This is a genomic window from Pasteurella canis (assembly GCF_020810675.1).
GTDB lineage: Bacteria > Pseudomonadota > Gammaproteobacteria > Enterobacterales > Pasteurellaceae > Pasteurella > Pasteurella canis.
This window is the reverse complement of the sequence record NZ_CP085871.1, coordinates 1016732-1034557: the sequence shown is the minus strand read 5'-3', so window position 1 is coordinate 1034557 and position 17826 is coordinate 1016732. Positions and strand designations below refer to the sequence as shown.

The window sequence follows — 17826 nt, the reverse complement described above, 5'->3', positions numbered from 1 at the left end:
TTTTAGTGTTGTTATGTCTAATATATTCTCATTTCCTAACTTTTCTCAGATGTATCCTAATGAAAAGCGTTTTTTAAAACGTTTACGTGAGTTTTTACGTTATATGGGTAGAATGGCTTTATGCTATAAGCAGACAAAAAGGTTAGAATCATTTCTAAATCAGCAAACTCTATGGGCAAGGCTTTTTAATCAACACTTGTATCGTGTGAATACTTTGCTGTATGTTTATTGTGATAAAAGATTTAATGCGCAACAACGCTTAGACGCAATAACACAGCACTTTACCTTGGCAGAACAAAAGCTAGGAGCAACACTCTGTGAGCAATTAATTACACAGAAATCAATTACGTTATCTCATTTAACTGAAAATTTATCATTGCAATTGAATATTAATAATATTGATCCATTGGAAGGTTTTTTTTCATTAAATATTCAAGACCATGAAACTGGACAAAGTGTTTATGACGCTTCATTTACTTTTTTAGCCCCAAATCAACTCTTAATCACTTCAATACAGGGACCTAAAGGAGAAAATTCACAAGAACTTGTACGTATTGCGACAAAACAGTTATATGGTGTGAGACCAATGTTTATGTTAGTGAATGTCTTTAAAATGTTAGCACAAACATGGAATTGTGAATTAACAGGAATTCCACATAAGAAGCAAGCAAAGTATCGTTGGAATGACTCTGCCCGTTTATTATTTAATTATGATGAATTTTGGCAAGAGAATAAAGCTCAATTAGCCCAGTATTGGTGGATTCCAGCAGAAATAGAACGTAAACCATTAGATGAGATTCAGAGTAAAAAGCGTTCAATGTATCGAAAACGCTATGAGATGTATGACAAAGTATTACTCGATATACAAACTCGTTATTAATCATGAACTCTCCAAAAGTGCGGTATATTTTTGGAGAGTTTTTTATGCGTAAATAAGATATTCGTTTTTAGTTAATTACCTAAAGTTGCGACCATGACCGCTTTAATTGTATGTAAACGATTTTCTGCTTCATCAAAGACAATAGATGCTTCTGATTCAAAGACATCGTCTGTGACTTCTAAACCATTCATACCATATTTCTCTGCCATTTCTTTTCCAATGGTTGTATTTTCATCATGGAATGCAGGTAAACAGTGCATGAATTTTACTTTTGGGTTTCCTGTTTTCATTAATAATTCATGATTAATTTGATAAGGTTTCATTAAATTAATACGTTGTTCCCAGGCTTCCTCTGGTTCGCCCATTGATACCCAAATATCGGTATAAAGGAAATCTACGTCTTTCACACCTTCTTCTACATTTTCTGTACAAGTGATGCGAGCTCCCGTTTTTTGTGCCATTTCTGCAACCTCATCAAGTAGTTTCTGTTCTGGCCAATATGCTTTTGGTGCAACTAGTCGTAAATCCAGTCCCATTAATGCAGCTCCCTCTACGAAAGAGTTACCCATATTATTTCTTGCATCCCCCAAATATGCCATTTTCATCTGATTTAAACGTTTACCTTCACCATGTTCAAGCATAGTAAGGAAATCAGCGAGTATCTGTGTTGGGTGAAAATCATCAGTCAATCCATTCCAAACAGGCACACCAGAGTAATTAGCAAGTGTTTCTACAAGTGTCTGACCATATCCTCGATATTGAATACCATCATACATTCTTCCTAAGACTCTAGCGGTATCTTTCATGGATTCCTTATGACCAATTTGAGAACCACTTGGTCCAATATAAGTGACGTTTGCACCTTGATCGTAAGCGGCTACTTCAAAAGCACAGCGTGTACGAGTAGAGGTTTTTTCAAAAATCAATGCAATATTTTTTCCTTTTAGGCGAGGTTGTTCTGTCCCTGTATATTTTGCTTTTTTTAGATTTGTAGAAAGGTCAAGTAAGAATTGAATTTCAGTTGGAGTAAAATCCATTAAGCGTAAGAAATGACGATTATGTAAATTGACTGGCATATATTCTCCTAATTTGAATTGATTTATGGTGGGATTTTAAGCAAACGTTTGCGTATAAAATTATACTCTAATTTTTTGAAAAGACTAGAGAGAAAATCGAGTAAATAGAAAGAGATAGTAAGGGAAAAACAAAATAAAAAAAATGCGGCTTAAAAATATAAGCCGCACAATAAAAAGATGTATGATTTATGCTTTTGCTTTCATATCGAATTTATATGAGACAAAACCATATAATGTCCAACCAATGAAGGTAGCAATAGAACCATATAACATTGCTTGTTCACCTGCAGCATATAGCGCGTATAAGCTATAAACAGAGCCGATAAATGCGACAATTGTGGTGATTTTTGCCTTGTTTTCTGGTACTTTTTCTACTTTTTGTAATACCATTAATGCAGCCATAGATAATAAATATGGAATGACATTAGTGACTACGGCTAAATCAACGAGCACATTGAATTGTTTATTTAATGATGGGCTGATTGTCATTAGTGAAAGCAAACTTTGAATTGCAGTAATTGTTACCATACCTACAATTGGAGCATCTTTACTTGTAACTTTTTTGAAGAACGCAGGGAAATAGCCTTCTTCGGCAGAGCTTTTAAAGACTTGTGCAATTGTAAACTGCCAGCCTAAAAGTGAGCCGAAACAAGACATAACCATTAATCCCATGACAATTTTACCAGCTGTTTCTTCAAACATATGTGCGAATGCGAGACCGAATGGCGCAGTTGAGTTTGCAAGCTCCATGTTTGGTACAATACCTGCAATCACATTTGTTGAAACGATATAAATAACCGCAGCACCTAGCGTTCCACCTAACACAGCAATTGGTACATTACGTTCTGGATTTTCAACAACATCAGTATTAGCACAAGCAGATTCTAGCCCTAAGAATGCCCATAATGTCATTGAAATTGAAACACCGATGGCTTCAAATGTTGGAACATTGTGTGGATTCCACGCACTAACGTACATTTCACCATCAAACCAATACCAACCAATTAAACAGATACCGACGACTGGAATAATGACACCCCAAATGGTAAATGAACTGATATTCCCCGTGATTCTTGCACCACCAAAGTTTAATACTGTGGCTAACCATAAAGTAAAAATTGTCCATCCAGCAATGGCAGTAGGAGAGAGTGTTACCTCAAGTAGCTCTGAACCATAGCCTACAGCAGATATTGCAATTGCGGTATTAGCAATAACAAGTGATACCCCATAGGTATAGTTTGCCATAAAGTTTCCTGCTTTACCGAAGGAATATTCAGCGTAGCCACCCATCCCGCCAGATTTTTTACTGAACATACCACATTGTGCGAAAGCATAAGCAAGTGCGGTTGATCCTACTGCTGTAACTAACCAAGAAACAATTGAAATTGTACCAATTTCAGCAAGTTTAGTTGGTAACATGATAATACCTGAACCCATCATGTTTACCATTGTAAGAATGGTGAGTTGGACAACGCCAATTTTATTATTTTTTGCACTCATAATTTTGTCCTCACAAAAGTGCGGTAGATTTATACCGCACTTTTAATTAATAGTTTAGTTTTCAGTTAATACATATCCATAAGCACGAGTACGACCATCAGGATCTTTTTGTAAATAAACGCCTTGAATTTCTGGGGCAAAACCAGGTAATACGTTGATACCTTCTTCTAAGGCAAGGAAGTATTCTTGCGCAGTTTTACTCCATTTTTCTCCTGGTACAACACAAAGAACACCTGGAGGATATGGTAAAGCACCTTCTGCAGCAATACGACCAACGATATCTGTTAACGGAACAAGCTCGACTTTATTACGTACAAACTCAAGGTTAGCTTCATGTGGGTTCATTGCATATTCAGGTAATGTTGCTTTACGGAATAAGTTGCGTTGTAAAGTTTTCACATTACGGCTTACATAAAGATCGTGCATTTCTTGGCAGAGACGACGGATGGTATAGCCTTCATAACGTTCTTCATTATTTTTATAGACAGTTGGTAAAACATCTTTTAATAATGAATCGTTTTTAATGTGTTGTTCAAATGCAGCGATTTGAGCAACTAAGCTTTGCATTTTTGTTAGTGTTTCTGCTGGAGTTAATAAAAAGAGAATTGAATTTAAGTCACATTTCTCAGGAATAATGCCGTTTTCACGTAAATAGTTAGCTAAGATGGTTGCTGGTACACCGAAGTTTTCATATTCGCCTGTTTCAATGTCAATACCTGGTGTTGTTAACATGAATTTACAAGGGTCTACAAAATATTGATTATCGACATAACCTTCAAATTTATGCCATTTATCTTCAGCATGGAATTTAAAGAATTCTAAGCTATTAGCCATTTCTTCAGTGTCATAATCTTGCCATTTTTTACCATTCACATAAGGTGGGATGAATGGTTTGATTAAATCACAACTATTTAACACCATTTTACGGGCTTCAATACCAATTTTGACACAGTCATGCCATAAGCGGATACCTGCAGGAGTACCTTGGATTCTTGCATTAACATCTAATGTTGCAAATAATGGATAGAATGGACTTGTTGAAGCATGTAGCATAAAGGCATTATTGAAACGTTTATGATTACAATAACGATCTTGTCCTTTGATGTGTTTATCTTTTTTATGGATTTGAGAGGCTTGTGAGAAACCTGCTTGTTGTTTATGAACAGATTGTGTAACGAAGATACCAGGATCGTTTTCATTTAACTCTAATAATAATGGAGTACAATCTCTCATCATTGGAATGAATTGCTCATAGCCAACCCAAGCAGAGTCAAATAAGATGTAATCACAAAGGTGACCAATTTTATCCACAACTTGACGTGCATTATAAATAGTACCGTCATAAGTACCTAATTGAATGACTGCAAGACGGAATGGACGTTTTTGGTTGAGTTTTTCTGGTGCGACTTCTTTGATTAATGATTTTAAATAATCCTCATCAAAGCAATGACTATCAATACCACCAATGAAGCCAAATGGATTACGTGCGGTCTCTAAATAAATTGGTGTTGCTCCAGCTTGGACAAGTGCACCATGATGGATTGATTTATGGTTATTTCGGTCGAAAAGAACTAAATCGCCAGGAGTGAGTAATGCGTTAGTAACAACTTTATTTGCAGAAGATGTGCCATTTAATACAAAGTAGGTTTTGTCTGCATTAAAAACTTGGGCTGCGTGTTTTTGGGCATCACATGCCGCACCTTCATGAATGAGTAAGTCACCTAATTTCACATCCGCATTACAAATATCGGAACGGAAAATATTTTCACCGTAAAAGTCATATAAGTAACGTCCAGCAGGGTGCTTACGGAAATATTGTCCGCCTTGATGTCCTGGACAATCAAATGCAGAATTTCCCATTTCGACATATTCACTTAACATTTTGAAAAATGGCGGTAGCACTTTTTCTTCATAAAGGTGTGCTGCTGTTTCAATTTGACGGCTGTATAAAGTGATATCATAATTGTTTAGATCTTGAACATGATAGACTTTATCAAAGAGTTTAGGGTCGAGAAATTGACCTTCTGTTACAGCGACAAAAACAGGAATATTAAACTTAGTTGCACGAATCTCATCAATATAATCATTAATATCTTCAGCACTCAACACAACTGCTGCTACATCAGTAAAATCTGTTTCTTGAACAGAAACTAATGCTCTTGTTGTATTAAAGTAAGGTTGAATTAATGGACTATATGCAATTTTAAAATTTAACATAAATGACTCCTTATTTATTTTTTTCTGATAATAGAATCCCCTCTGTTATTATTTAATAACAGAATAGAATTTTACGCATAATTTAATTAATTCTATTTTCATTATTCTTAATAAATAATAAAAATTGAAATTAATAATTTATTCGTATTTTAAAATCGGTTTGTGATTTTTAAATATAACAATGATGTATAAGAAATATAGTGAATGTTTCTTATGAATACAGTTATATTTAATAATGATAAGCTATTACGTGCATGCAAGTACGAGTACAAGCACGAACATATACTTAACAGGAATACGCTCAACGAGCGTCGTTGTATGCGGATATTTGCGAGTTAAAAATTGAATAAGAGAAACAAGAGCGATGTGAAGGCATCATGATATGTCTTGTTCTACGAATGTGGGCCATAATGGATCGCCCTTTATCTGGGTGATATTCTTTGTAGTAGTCATGTATTAGCATAAAACTCTCCAATTATCTTTATTTAACATCAGATTGCTTTGCCTTAATTTTTAAACGTAGGATTTACGTGTCTTATATTCTATGCTTTTTTTTATAATTTTCAATATTCTTTTTTTATTATTTGTGATGTATATCACTTTTTTTATACATTTAATTTTTTATTAACATTTTTTTAAATTAATTAACAGTGATTTACTTCTCTATGTTTTAATATATTATTCCCGCTTTTTTATATCAATATAAAGAGCGGGAATGTTTTATATAATTTAAATATATATTAAGGTTTTAATGTTGCTTGAAAACGAGCAGAAGGATGTAAAATGTTCCGTACGATATCATCAATTTTATTTTTATGTGAGAGTTGCTCTAATTTTTGATAGAGATAAATTCCTTCCGTACTATTCGTGTGCCAAAAACTCTGCTCAATAATAGCCGCAATTGAAACTAAAGAATCAAATTGTTGCTTAATTTGTGTGTGCTTTTCATTCACTTTCTTTTGTAATAAAGACGATTCAACACCATTGCGCATCATTTCATCTAAGATTTGGTGAGTTTTTGCCGTCAGCTCTTGCACGCGTTCTGGCGCACAGCTAAATTCAATTTTTCCTTCCAAGTCATCCTGATCCTTATCTTGTCCAAACCAACTATTTACAGCATAGATCCCCGAGGATTGTTCACGCAAAGCAAGACGCAATTTTTCTTGCAAAATATCACCTAATAAATCTAATTGATATTGTAATTCAGGTTGCCATTGATTTTGAGTACTCAGATAAATTTCTACTTCTGCACGAGGCTCTCCTAAACCATGCATCACAAATGGTTTATTTGGTGTTTTCGGTGACACATCATAAGTTTGACGGCTTTGAGTGTTGACTTGAATAGATGCTAAATAAGTTTTAGCTAATGCTTCGACTTGTTTCTGGCTAATATCACCAATGATAAAGTAAGTAAAATCAGTTTTACCTAACACTGCATGTTGATAGAAGTCGGTCAACTGTTTTGCCGAGAAAGAGAGTAATTCTTGGCGAGTTGAGTTATAAACCGTCGCAATATTTGGATAGCGCAGTGCAGAAACTTTTTGGATGAACTCTGTTTCTTTATCTATTTGACGGAAATAATCTATCGTTTCTTTTCTATAACGTTCAAGTACTTGTTCGGTGATTGCTGTACCTTGTAGCTTTAATCGAAACAATTTCAATAAATCGTCAAGTTGTTCTGTTTTACCTACTGCTGTAAAACCCTGTTTATAATCGTCAACAATAGTTGCTAATGCAATTGGGCTCTGACTAAACAATTGATTAATATCAGAGAGGGTTAAATTACCTACACCAGAATCGTCAGTTAATGTGACTGCTGTTTTGAAAAGATGATAGTCTTTAGAAGAGACAGAACGTAATCCCCCGTTTGTAATTGCTTTAAAATAAACTTGATTTGGAGTTTTATCACTATAGTGATAAATTAATTTACTCCCATTTTCTAATTGATATTCTGTAATATCGCCTTTTTGCCAATATTTATATTTTTTGATTTCCCCACTTGCGATATTGATTGCTGGCATTTCTGCTTTTTGTTTTTGTTGTACCCAGTTATGTTGAGGGGTAGTAATTGTTTTCTGCCACATTTTTTCTACATCATTCTGTTTTAATAACAATGTTGTAGCAGGGTAGGGTTGGGTGATTAACAATAATTTTGCTTGGATATCTAATAATCGTTTAAATTGTTGGTTAATGTCATCCAGCGTAATATCTTGTAAAAAACGTTGGTTGAGACGATAGCGATCTTCATTACTCACGACGATTTGGTTATTCGCAGCAGATATAATGAGGTCATCAGCGATTTTTAAACTGCCCGATTTGATTGTTCGTTGTTTTTCATTGAGCTTAACTAAACGAGAGATTTCTTGCTGGAATTCTTGCTCAGAGAAACCATGTTGCTTGATCTCCGCGATAAATGAAAATAAAGATTGTGTTACTTTTTGATAGTCAGTATCAAAAAGTTGTAATAAGAAAATGTTTTGTAAGGTTTCTTTGCCTAAATGAGCTCGATAGAAATTGGCTGATTCTATGTTTTGATTTTCTACCTGTTCCCAAGTTTGTAAGCGTAAATTAGTTAAGCGGATTAAAATTTGTTGAATTAAGTCTTGTTTATAAGACGCCAGTGTATTTTTTTCTTTAAATGTTTCAAAAAAACTCAGTTCTATTGTTGGAATATTTGTCCCCTTTTCTGAGATACTAGCAAGCCGCCATTGATTTACTAGTGGGATAGAAAAATCAATTTTTTGTAATGGTGTTTCACTGATTGGATTAACAATATTAAGCTGCTCTTTTAACAAGGAAGTGACTTCTTTTGGCTTAATGTCACCAACAATAATGACTGACATATTATCAGGGCGATACCATTTATGATAAAAATCGGCGACACGTTGTCTAGATATATTGCGGATAATATTCATATCGCCAATTGGATCACGTAAAACGTAACGAGAGCCAGCCATTTCAACCGCACTTTTTTTATCGCCTAAACGTAGCATTGGACTTAAGCGACGTCGCCATTCTTCTTGTACAATACCTCGTTCATTATCTAAGTCTTTTTGTAAGATAGTTAGGTTGTGCATCCACTCATTTAACACATCAAAAGCTAATGCAAGACTCTTATTATCATTTTTATCTAAGTTCAGAGTATAAACCGTATTTTCAAAATCTGTGAACGCATTAATATCACGAGCAAATTTCATACCTAATTTTTCAAGGGCATTAATAATTTGATTCTCGGGGAATTTTTTTGAACCATTAAATGCCATGTGCTCAACTAAATGTGCAATGCCTTTTTGATCGTCATCTTCATGAATAGAACCTGCGTTCACCACTAAACGAATATAGACTCGATTTGCAGGATCAGGATTTTGCATAACATAATAAGTTAAACCATTTTCTAGCTTGCCATGTTGAATACTAGGATCAAAGGGCAATTGTTCAGAATGAGTTTGAGTTGTCGAGTGACAAGCGAATAAAAACAAAAATGCACTTAAAAGTGCGGTTAGTTTTTTCATTATTTTTACCTAATGTAGAAACAGTAAAATCTACGTATTATAAACATAACACGTAGATTTTTTGTGAGAAAAGGTTATTTAAAATTCATAACCTACTTCAAGCCAGAACTCACGACCAGGGGTGTAGATGCTATATTCGGATGTGCTTGAAATAGAAACAGAGCGAATTTTTCGTGTTTTATTTAAGACATTCAGAATATCAGCTTGAACATAGACATTATGTTTACCTGCAAATTTAGGCTGCCAGCGAATACTTGAGTCCCATTGTGTGTGTGTTCCATAGTCAAAAGTACGGAAACGAGGAATACCATCTGGGTGCTCTTCAAGTTCATCATATCCCTTAATAGGTGCTTTAATATACACTTTATTTGACCAAGTTAAATCCCAACTAGGCATAGCCATATCAAGACCTAAACGAGCAATCCAGTCTTCAGTATTTGAATTTACTTTTTGTTGCATGGTTTTGCGATTCATTAAGCGTCCATCCAAATACACAGGATCATTTGGATTGAGTGAGTTTGCTAAGTCAGCTCGTTTTGTTTTTAGCCAATCGAATCCTAATGATGCATTCCAGTAAGTTTTCCCTAACTGCCAAGGCTCAATATTATTGATTTGGATAGTGTGGATATCTACTTTATAATTATTCGAATTACTATAGTATTTGGCATATTCAGGACGACCTGTCTTATTGATTTGTTTACGTTTTAAAGTTATGCGGTTTTTGTTTTCACGGTGGATATAGCCTAACTTAAATAACAAGTTACGATATTCTTGCTCAAAGCTTAAGCTTAATTCGTCAGCATAAGGCGTTTTTAAGCGACCAGATAATTGGAAATCGCGAATATTGGTCGTATCTCGATTAATTTTTAAAATTTCATTAGTCAATTTTAGTGAAGCAAAAGAACGTCCATAATAGCGGTTCAAACCTAAACTTACACGGGTTTCTTCTAGAGGCTTAAATCTTGCAACAAAACGAGGCGCGATATTATTATTTTTTAAATAATCATCACGTTCAAAACGAATACCTGGACGTAATTCAAATTTTTTCCAGCTAATTAAGTCTTCAATATATAAGGCAACATTCTGGTAACGCGTTTTGGCATTCCCTTTAGGTATAATAGAAGTGGTAGAGCCATCGTTATTCGGATACCAAGTAATATTTGAGTCTCCTAATTGTGCTTCACCTATTCTAGAATAAACATCTTTAGGACGATAGAATTTATATCGTGTAAATTGATAAATTCCACCCAATGAAATAGAGTGGGTGAATGAGCCTAAATCAAAGGGTTCAAAGGCATATTCGGTAGAATAATGAAGGTTTTGTTGTGTTAGTTGACTATCTCCATAACCTCCTTTTTCATAATCATATAATATGTCATAGTTATCATCCATTACACTCACTGTGTCTACGTGATTAGAACTGGAATGACGTTTATCTTTAAAATGATCGTAGGCTAAGGTATTTGTCCAAACACCAGAGTTAAAGCTACGAATCCAAGCTAATGTTGCACCAAATGCTTTATGGTAGTCAGATACGTTACTATTTATATTGGTTTGAGAATATTTTTCTTCGCGATAATTGGAATAACGGGTACTCAGTTCTAAACGATTATTATCGTTAATTGTCCAGTTAAAATTTAAAAGAGCATTATCAGAATCACGAGTATGTGCTTGTTGATGTAATTGTGCTTCCGTAGAGAAGCCAATGAGACGATATTGATCAATACGTGAGGTACGGCGGCTTAATCCAAACACTAATCCTAAGTTATCAGTTAATCCTTTTTCAGTAACTAAGCTAAAATTATGTTTTGTATATTTAGGTTGTAAATCAGTTGCACCATCCAACCCTGGACGGACTTTGTTTAACACTTTTTTTGAGTCGCCACTTTCTACAAGTTTGCCCCATGAGGAATCAGTTGTGCGATATTTTAATTTAATACCATCTTTACCACTGTATTGTTTTGTTTTTGCAATGACAGCTCCCCCAGTAAATCCACCAAGACTAGCAGAGATATTACTGTCTTGTACTTCAACTTTCGATAACATATTTGCGTCAAAGAAATAAGCCTGAGTATGTGAAATGCCAGGTAAAGTTTGCATTGCACCATCAAATAATTCACTTTCAATTGTTAAATCATTATTAACATTCACATTATCTACAAAGTAAGCTGTTTGGTTTGTATCTGCACCATTAATGGAAATATTTTCGGGTTTGATTTCACCGCGTTGTAATCCATTTTGATCGCTATTTTCATAACGTACATGTGGATTTGACCGTAAATAATCAGTAATGTTGCCATTAGTGACAGGTGTTTTTTTCATATCATCCTGACTCACACTTTGTGTTGATGTCATTGATTTATTTTGATCACCGTATACAACAATTTCAGTTAGCATATTGCTTTTTTCTTGGCTTTCTTTTTTTGTATCAGTTTCTGCATGAACAGGTGTGATAGCTGCACAGACCAAAATTGCAATAAGTCCTTTCTTAAATGTTTTTAATTGCGCGTCCATTTTTTTATTCTCTTTTTTATTGAATTGATAACAATTATCAATTTTATTTTTATTTTTGCTTTTTGCAAAGAAAAAAATGAATAAAAATATAACAAGCTGTGTAAAGTTTAATCATTATCAAATTTTTTAAAAAAATAGACTATAGACTATACTGACAATCTCATCAAAATCCTGTGGATTATGGTATGCTTTAGCATAATTTTTAGATAAGAAAGAGTGTTCTATATGCAGAAAAATATTGTGATTACTGTTGATGGTCCAAGTGGTGCGGGTAAAGGCACATTATGCTACGCGTTAGCAGAAAAGCTAGGGTTTGCTTTATTAGATAGTGGAGCTATTTATCGTGTCACAGCATTAGCAGCTTTAAAAAAAGACGTTACATTGGATAATGAAAGTGCGTTAGCTGAGTTAGCGAGAAAATTGGATATTCAATTTTTACCACAAGATGGTGAAGTAAAAATTATCTTAAATGGTGAAAATGTAAGCAGACAAATTCGTACTCAAGAAGTGGCTGAAGCAGCCTCTAAAATTGCTGTTTTTCCAAAAGTACGAGCAGCATTACTGCAACTTCAACAAGATTTTTCGACTATAAAAGGCTTAATTGCAGATGGGCGAGATATGGGGACGGTGGTTTTCCCACAAGCTCAAGTGAAATTATTTTTGGATGCAAGTGCGGAAGAAAGAGCAAAAAGACGCTATAAACAGTTGCAAAATAAAGGGATTAGTGGTAACTTTGACCAGATTTTAGCCGAGATAAAAGATCGTGACTTTCGTGATAGAAATCGCACAGTTGCGCCCCTCAAACCTGCTGAAGATGCTTTATTGTTGGATAGCACAACATTAACAATTGATGAAGTGATTCAACAAGCAATAAATTATATTCAGCAACATCTTGATATTAAAGCTTAAATTATTTTTAACCGTTTATCCAGGGAAGGATGAACATGTATTCTCAACCCCACATTCAACGGATTTTGAAGTGGACGTTATTATATTTTAAATTGAAGATTAATTATGACTGAATCTTTTGCTCAACTATTTGAAGAATCATTAAAAGAACTTGAAACCCGTCAAGGTTCTATCGTTAGCGGTACTGTTGTTGCTATTCAAAAAGGCTTTGTGCTTGTTGACGCTGGTTTAAAATCTGAATCAGCAATCCCTGTTGAAGAATTCTTAAACGCACAAGGCGAATTAGAAGTTCAAGTTGGTGATGTAGTTAATGTTGCGTTAGATGCTGTTGAAGATGGTTTCGGTGAAACCAAACTTTCTCGTGAAAAAGCAGTTCGTCACGAATCTTGGATTGAATTAGAAAAAGCATACGAAGAGCAGGCAACTGTTATCGGTTTAATCAACGGTAAAGTGAAAGGTGGCTTCACAGTTGAGTTAAACGGTGTTCGTGCATTCTTACCAGGTTCATTAGTGGATACTCGCCCAGTGCGTGAAACTCTACACTTAGAAGGTAAAGAGTTAGAGTTCAAGGTTATCAAACTTGACCAAAAACGTAACAACGTTGTTGTTTCTCGTCGTGCTGTAATCGAATCAGAAAATAGCCAAGAACGTGAACAAATTCTTGAGAACTTACAAGAAGGTTCTGAAGTTAAAGGTATCGTTAAGAACTTAACCGACTACGGTGCATTCGTAGATTTAGGTGGTGTTGACGGTTTATTACACATCACTGATATGGCTTGGAAACGTGTTAAACACCCAAGCGAAATCGTCAATGTTGGTGATGAAATTACTGTTAAAGTATTGAAATTTGACAAAGATCGCACTCGCGTATCTTTAGGCTTAAAACAATTAGGTCAAGATCCTTGGGTTGCAATTGCTGAAAATCACCCAGTTAACAGCAAATTAACAGGTAAAGTAACTAACTTAACCGATTATGGTTGCTTCGTTGAAATTTTAGATGGTGTTGAAGGTTTAGTTCACGTTTCTGAAATGGATTGGACAAACAAAAACATCCACCCATCTAAAGTTGTAAGTTTAGGTGATGTTGTTGAAGTCATGGTATTAGAAATTGATGAAGAACGTCGTCGTATTTCTTTAGGTTTAAAACAATGTAAACCTAACCCATGGTTACAATTCGCTGAAACACACAATAAAGGCGACAAAGTTGAAGGTAAAATCAAATCAATCACGGATTTCGGTATCTTCATCGGTCTTGAAGGTGGTATTGACGGTTTAGTTCATTTATCTGACATTTCTTGGAATGTATCTGGTGAGGATGCTGTTCGTAACTACAAAAAAGGTGACGAAGTTGCAGCAGTTGTATTACAAGTCGATGCAGTGAAAGAGCGTATTTCTTTAGGTATTAAACAACTTGAAGAAGATCCATTCAACAACTTCGTAGCAGTAAACAAAAAAGGTGCAGTATTAAGCGCTAAAGTTGTTGAAGCTGATGCGAAAGGTGCAAAAGTTGAATTAGACGGTGGTGTAGAAGGTTATATCCGTGCAGCTGACTTAACAAATGAAGTGAATGCAGGTGATGTAGTTGAAGCGAAATACACTGGCGTTGATCGTAAAGCTCGTATTGTTCACTTATCTGTACGTGCGAAAGACCAAGCTGAAGAAGCTGCAGCAGTTGCAACTGTGAATAATAAGCAAGAAGAAGTTGCTATTCCGAATGCAATGGCTGAAGCATTCAAAGCAGCTAAAGGTGAATAATTAAGTTTCCCTTGTAAAAGTATAGCTAGCGTGAATTATTCACGCTAGCTTTCTATATTAAGTTAGGAGAAAATTATGACTAAATCAGAGCTTATTGAGCGTTTAGTTCAAAAAAATCATTCAATTGCAGCAAAAGATGTTGAAAATGCAGTAAAAGAAATTTTGGACCAAATGTCATTCGCCTTAGAAAACGGTAAGCGTATTGAAGTGAGAGGATTTGGTAGTTTCTCTTTGCATTATCGTCAACCTCGTTTAGGGCGTAATCCTAAAACGGGTGAACAAGTGAAATTAGACGCAAAATCTGTACCGCACTTTAAAGCTGGTAAAGAGCTAAGAGAGCGTGTTGATATTTACGCATAATTTCAACTAACTTTATATAACGACACTTTAAAGTGTCGTTTTTTGTATTTATTTTTGGCATAATGAGAACACTCATTTTTGTCAGGAGATAGTTGATGATTAAATATATTTTGGGATTAATACTTGTACTTGCCATTGTGCTTGTTGCTATCACGATCGGTGCGAACAATGATCAAATCATTAGTTTCAATTATATGGTAGCGCAGAGTGAGTTCCGTTTATCAACTTTAGTTGCGATTTTATTTGGTTTAGGTCTGATTTTAGGTTGGTTAATTAGCGCTCTTTTTTATATCAAATTAAAATTGAAAAATATTTCATTAGCTCGTCAAATTAAACGCCAGACTTTACAAATTAATGAATTAACAGCTCGAGATAAGGCTATTAAATAATGCTCGAGTTACTCTTCCTACTTTTACCTATCGCAGCTGCTTATGGCTGGTATATGGGGCATCGTAGTGCTAAAAAAGATCAGGAAGATATGACGAATAAACTCTCTCGCGATTATGTGACGGGAGTGAATTTTCTATTATCAAATCAACCAGATAAAGCAGTTGATTTATTTCTTGATATCCTACAGAAACAAGAAGCGGAAAATGAAATCGATAGTGCCTCACAATTTGAAGCCGAGTTAACATTAGGTAACCTTTATCGTTCTCGTGGTGAAGTTGACAGAGCACTACGTATTCACCAAGCGCTTGATCGTAGTCCTGATTATACTTTTGAACAAAAGCTGCTAGCTAAACAACAATTAGCAAAAGATTTTATGGCGGTTGGTTTTTATGATCGAGCAGAATCTCTTTATATTATGTTGGTAGATGAGCCAGATTTTGCAGAAAATGCACTACAGCAGCTAGCTGTTGTTTATCAAAAAACAAAAGAGTGGAAGAAAGCAATCAATGTTGCAGAAAAGCTTGCTAAGATTTCGCCACAGCAAAATAATATTGCATTAGCTCAGTATTATTGTGAATATGCACAAAATCTACCTTCTGATCATAAACAAAATCCAAAAGCGCTATTAGAATCTGCTTTAAAAGTTGCGCCTAATTGTGTTCGTGCATCTATTTTATTAGGTGAAATCTTAATCAAAGAAAAACGATATCAACAAGCCGTTGAAGTGTTAGAAAATGTGCTTGAGCAAAATGCTGCATATGTTGGTGAGGTTTTAAGTCTGTTAAAGGATAGTTATCATAAACTTAATCAATTAGAAAGTTTTGAGCTCTTTTTAATTAAAGCAAGTCGGATTACTAAAAATAGTGCAGTAGAACTTGCCTTATCTGATCTGATAGAAGAAATGGATGGTAGAAGTGCTGCACAAGCAAAACTCTATCAACAGTTAAATCAGCATCCAACAACATTTTTATTTCACCGTTTTATTCAATATCAGATTAATGATGCAGAAGAAGGACGAGGGAAAGAAAGTCTCGTTTTGCTACATAAAATGGTGGGCGAGCGTATTAGACAAAATTTTGATTACCGTTGTACTAATTGTGGTTATCAAGCCCATAAACTTGCGTGGTGCTGCCCATCATGTCGGCATTGGGAAACTATCAAACCTATTGAAGATTAACTGAACATAATTAATTGAACACTGAGAGGGAAAATTATGACGAATAAAATTATTGTAGCGCTAGATTATGAAAAGGAAGAAGAAGCATTAGCGCTAGTTGATCAAATTGATCCAAGTTTGTGTCGTTTGAAAGTAGGTAAAGAAATGTTTACTACATTGGGCACTAAATTTGTGAAAGAATTACATAATCGTAATTTTGATGTATTTCTCGATCTCAAGTTTCATGATATTCCGAATACAGTAGCAAGAGCGGTGCGTTCTGCAGCAGATTTAGGGGTATGGATGGTAGATTTACATGCAAGTGGTGGTTTACGCATGATGGAAGAAGCAAAAAAAATTCTTGAACCTTATGGCAAAGATGCACCATTGTTGATCAGTGTTACTGTACTCACAAGTATGGAAGATCTTGACTTACTTCAAATAGGTATTAATGCTTCACCAATGGAACAAGTAATTCGTTTAGCCAATTTAACGCAACGTGCAGGACTAGATGGTGTTGTATGTTCACCACAAGAAGTTGAAATTTTACGTGCTAATTGTGGTAAAGATTTCAAATTAATCACACCAGGAATTCGCCCAATTGGTAGTGATTTTGGTGATCAACGTCGCGTGATGACACCAGCGGGGGCAATTCAAGCAGGCTCTGATTATTTGGTGATTGGTCGTCCAATTACACAAGCAGAGAATCCAGCTGAAGTGCTTAAAGCAATTAATGCATCATTACCAACAAATTAGTGAAGATCTATGAGTAGTAGTGAATTAGTTTATTCTACCGAGTTAGGCCGAATTAAAACGGAAAAACCAGAGGTAGTTCGTCCAAAAGGAGATGGTATTGTCCGTATTCAACGCCAAGTAAGTGGTCGTAAAGGCAGCGGTGTTTCTGTGATTACAGGCTTAGATTTATCGGATGCTGAATTAAAATTACTTGCTGCAGAACTTAAAAAACGTTGTGGTTGTGGTGGTTCTGTTAAGAATGGTTCTATTGAAATCCAAGGCGAAAAACGGGATTTACTTAAACAGCTGCTTGAACAAAAAGGATATGTAGTAAAACTCGCGGGCGGATAGCTATTTTTTATAAAAGAAAAGGATTGAATTTAATAGTTTCAATCCTTTTTTGTTTGCTAGCCTATTTAAATAAAATAGGCGATGATTATCACGCACACCAAAGAAAGTATTGAGCTAACAAGATAGGCTTTTTTAAGTTGATAGTCTTTTTTATTGAATGCTTTTATAGACTCCGTAATATACATAATGATCAGTACCATTTTCACAATGAAAAGAGGTTCAAGACTACGATCAGACAGAATAAAAAGAACTATGCCTGTCCCGAGCAATAGTGTGTCAGTTAAGTGTGGTAAAATTTTAAGGAGTGTGTAGTCACGCCAATTTTTACCAGTGGCTACCATTGCCGCTCGTATGAGTAATAGAGCTAGGCTTAGAAATGCACAGATAATATGTGTATAGATTAAGTTAATTATCATAGGTTCCCCACAAATGAAAAAGCAGTAGTAATGTACTGCTTTTATTCAACATTAT

The 17826-nt window shown here is 35.0% G+C and carries 15 protein-coding genes; 8 read left to right on the top strand and 7 right to left on the bottom strand.

Annotated features, from left to right (window positions below; genetic code table 11):
- Positions 1-13 precede the first annotated feature (13 nt).
- Positions 14-880: a VirK/YbjX family protein gene (locus K7G93_RS04850; RefSeq protein ID WP_226690605.1), complete on the top strand. Its 867-nt coding sequence runs from the start codon at positions 14-16 to the stop codon at positions 878-880.
- A 71-nt stretch (positions 881-951) separates the two neighbouring features.
- Here the strand turns inward: K7G93_RS04850 and argF are convergent, their stop codons facing one another.
- From argF to K7G93_RS04820, 6 genes are all read right to left on the bottom strand, one after another.
- Entirely contained in the window at positions 952-1956 is a 1005-nt protein-coding gene (argF, locus tag K7G93_RS04845; RefSeq protein ID WP_226690606.1) for an ornithine carbamoyltransferase, read from the bottom strand.
- A gap of 186 nt (positions 1957-2142) precedes the next feature.
- Positions 2143-3456, bottom strand: coding sequence for a putrescine-ornithine antiporter (potE, locus tag K7G93_RS04840; protein WP_049213940.1), 1314 nt, complete (start codon positions 3454-3456; stop codon positions 2143-2145).
- A 54-nt stretch (positions 3457-3510) separates the two neighbouring features.
- Entirely contained in the window at positions 3511-5673 is a 2163-nt protein-coding gene (speF, locus tag K7G93_RS04835) for an ornithine decarboxylase SpeF (RefSeq protein WP_223668335.1), read from the bottom strand.
- Between the two features lie 301 nt (positions 5674-5974).
- The gene (gene speFL, locus K7G93_RS04830; RefSeq protein WP_082303051.1) at positions 5975-6136 is read right to left on the bottom strand and encodes a leader peptide SpeFL; all 162 of its coding nucleotides are present in this window, start codon (positions 6134-6136) and stop codon (positions 5975-5977) included.
- 277 nt (positions 6137-6413) lie between these two features.
- Positions 6414-9185, bottom strand: coding sequence for a M16 family metallopeptidase (locus K7G93_RS04825; RefSeq protein WP_226690607.1), 2772 nt, complete (start codon positions 9183-9185; stop codon positions 6414-6416).
- A 78-nt stretch (positions 9186-9263) separates the two neighbouring features.
- Positions 9264-11699 (bottom strand): TonB-dependent receptor plug domain-containing protein, encoded by a 2436-nt coding sequence (locus K7G93_RS04820; RefSeq protein WP_373316107.1) that lies wholly within the window; start codon positions 11697-11699, stop codon positions 9264-9266.
- A 225-nt stretch (positions 11700-11924) separates the two neighbouring features.
- Here K7G93_RS04820 and cmk point away from each other — a divergent pair, with 225 nt between their 5' ends.
- The 7 genes from cmk (at position 11925) to yciH (ending at position 17355) form a co-directional block, all read left to right on the top strand.
- Positions 11925-12608 carry a (d)CMP kinase gene (gene cmk / locus K7G93_RS04815; protein ID WP_160531024.1) on the top strand — a complete coding sequence of 228 codons (684 nt, stop codon included), beginning with the start codon at positions 11925-11927 and terminating at the stop codon, positions 12606-12608.
- Positions 12609-12713: 105 nt separating this feature from the next.
- On the top strand, positions 12714-14363 hold the full coding sequence (gene rpsA, locus K7G93_RS04810) for a 30S ribosomal protein S1 (RefSeq protein WP_049213945.1): 1650 nt from the start codon (positions 12714-12716) through the stop codon (positions 14361-14363).
- Positions 14364-14438: 75 nt separating this feature from the next.
- Positions 14439-14723 (top strand): integration host factor subunit beta, encoded by a 285-nt coding sequence (locus K7G93_RS04805; protein WP_049213946.1) that lies wholly within the window; start codon positions 14439-14441, stop codon positions 14721-14723.
- Positions 14724-14818: 95 nt separating this feature from the next.
- The gene (locus K7G93_RS04800; RefSeq protein WP_049213947.1) at positions 14819-15112 is read left to right on the top strand and encodes a LapA family protein; all 294 of its coding nucleotides are present in this window, start codon (positions 14819-14821) and stop codon (positions 15110-15112) included.
- Positions 15112-16290: a lipopolysaccharide assembly protein LapB gene (lapB, locus tag K7G93_RS04795; RefSeq protein WP_049213948.1), complete on the top strand. Its 1179-nt coding sequence runs from the start codon at positions 15112-15114 to the stop codon at positions 16288-16290. The genes K7G93_RS04800 and lapB overlap by 1 nt, the downstream gene beginning before the upstream one ends.
- 36 nt (positions 16291-16326) lie before the next feature.
- Complete coding sequence (pyrF, locus tag K7G93_RS04790; protein ID WP_049213949.1) at positions 16327-17025, top strand: orotidine-5'-phosphate decarboxylase; 699 nt, start codon at positions 16327-16329, stop codon at positions 17023-17025.
- A gap of 9 nt (positions 17026-17034) precedes the next feature.
- Entirely contained in the window at positions 17035-17355 is a 321-nt protein-coding gene (yciH, locus tag K7G93_RS04785; protein WP_223668331.1) for a stress response translation initiation inhibitor YciH, read from the top strand.
- Positions 17356-17420: 65 nt separating this feature from the next.
- On the opposite strand, the gene K7G93_RS10480 is transcribed toward yciH, so the two are convergent.
- Positions 17421-17771, bottom strand: coding sequence for a SirB2 family protein (locus K7G93_RS10480; protein WP_223668330.1), 351 nt, complete (start codon positions 17769-17771; stop codon positions 17421-17423).
- Between the last annotated feature and the right edge of the window lie 55 nt (positions 17772-17826).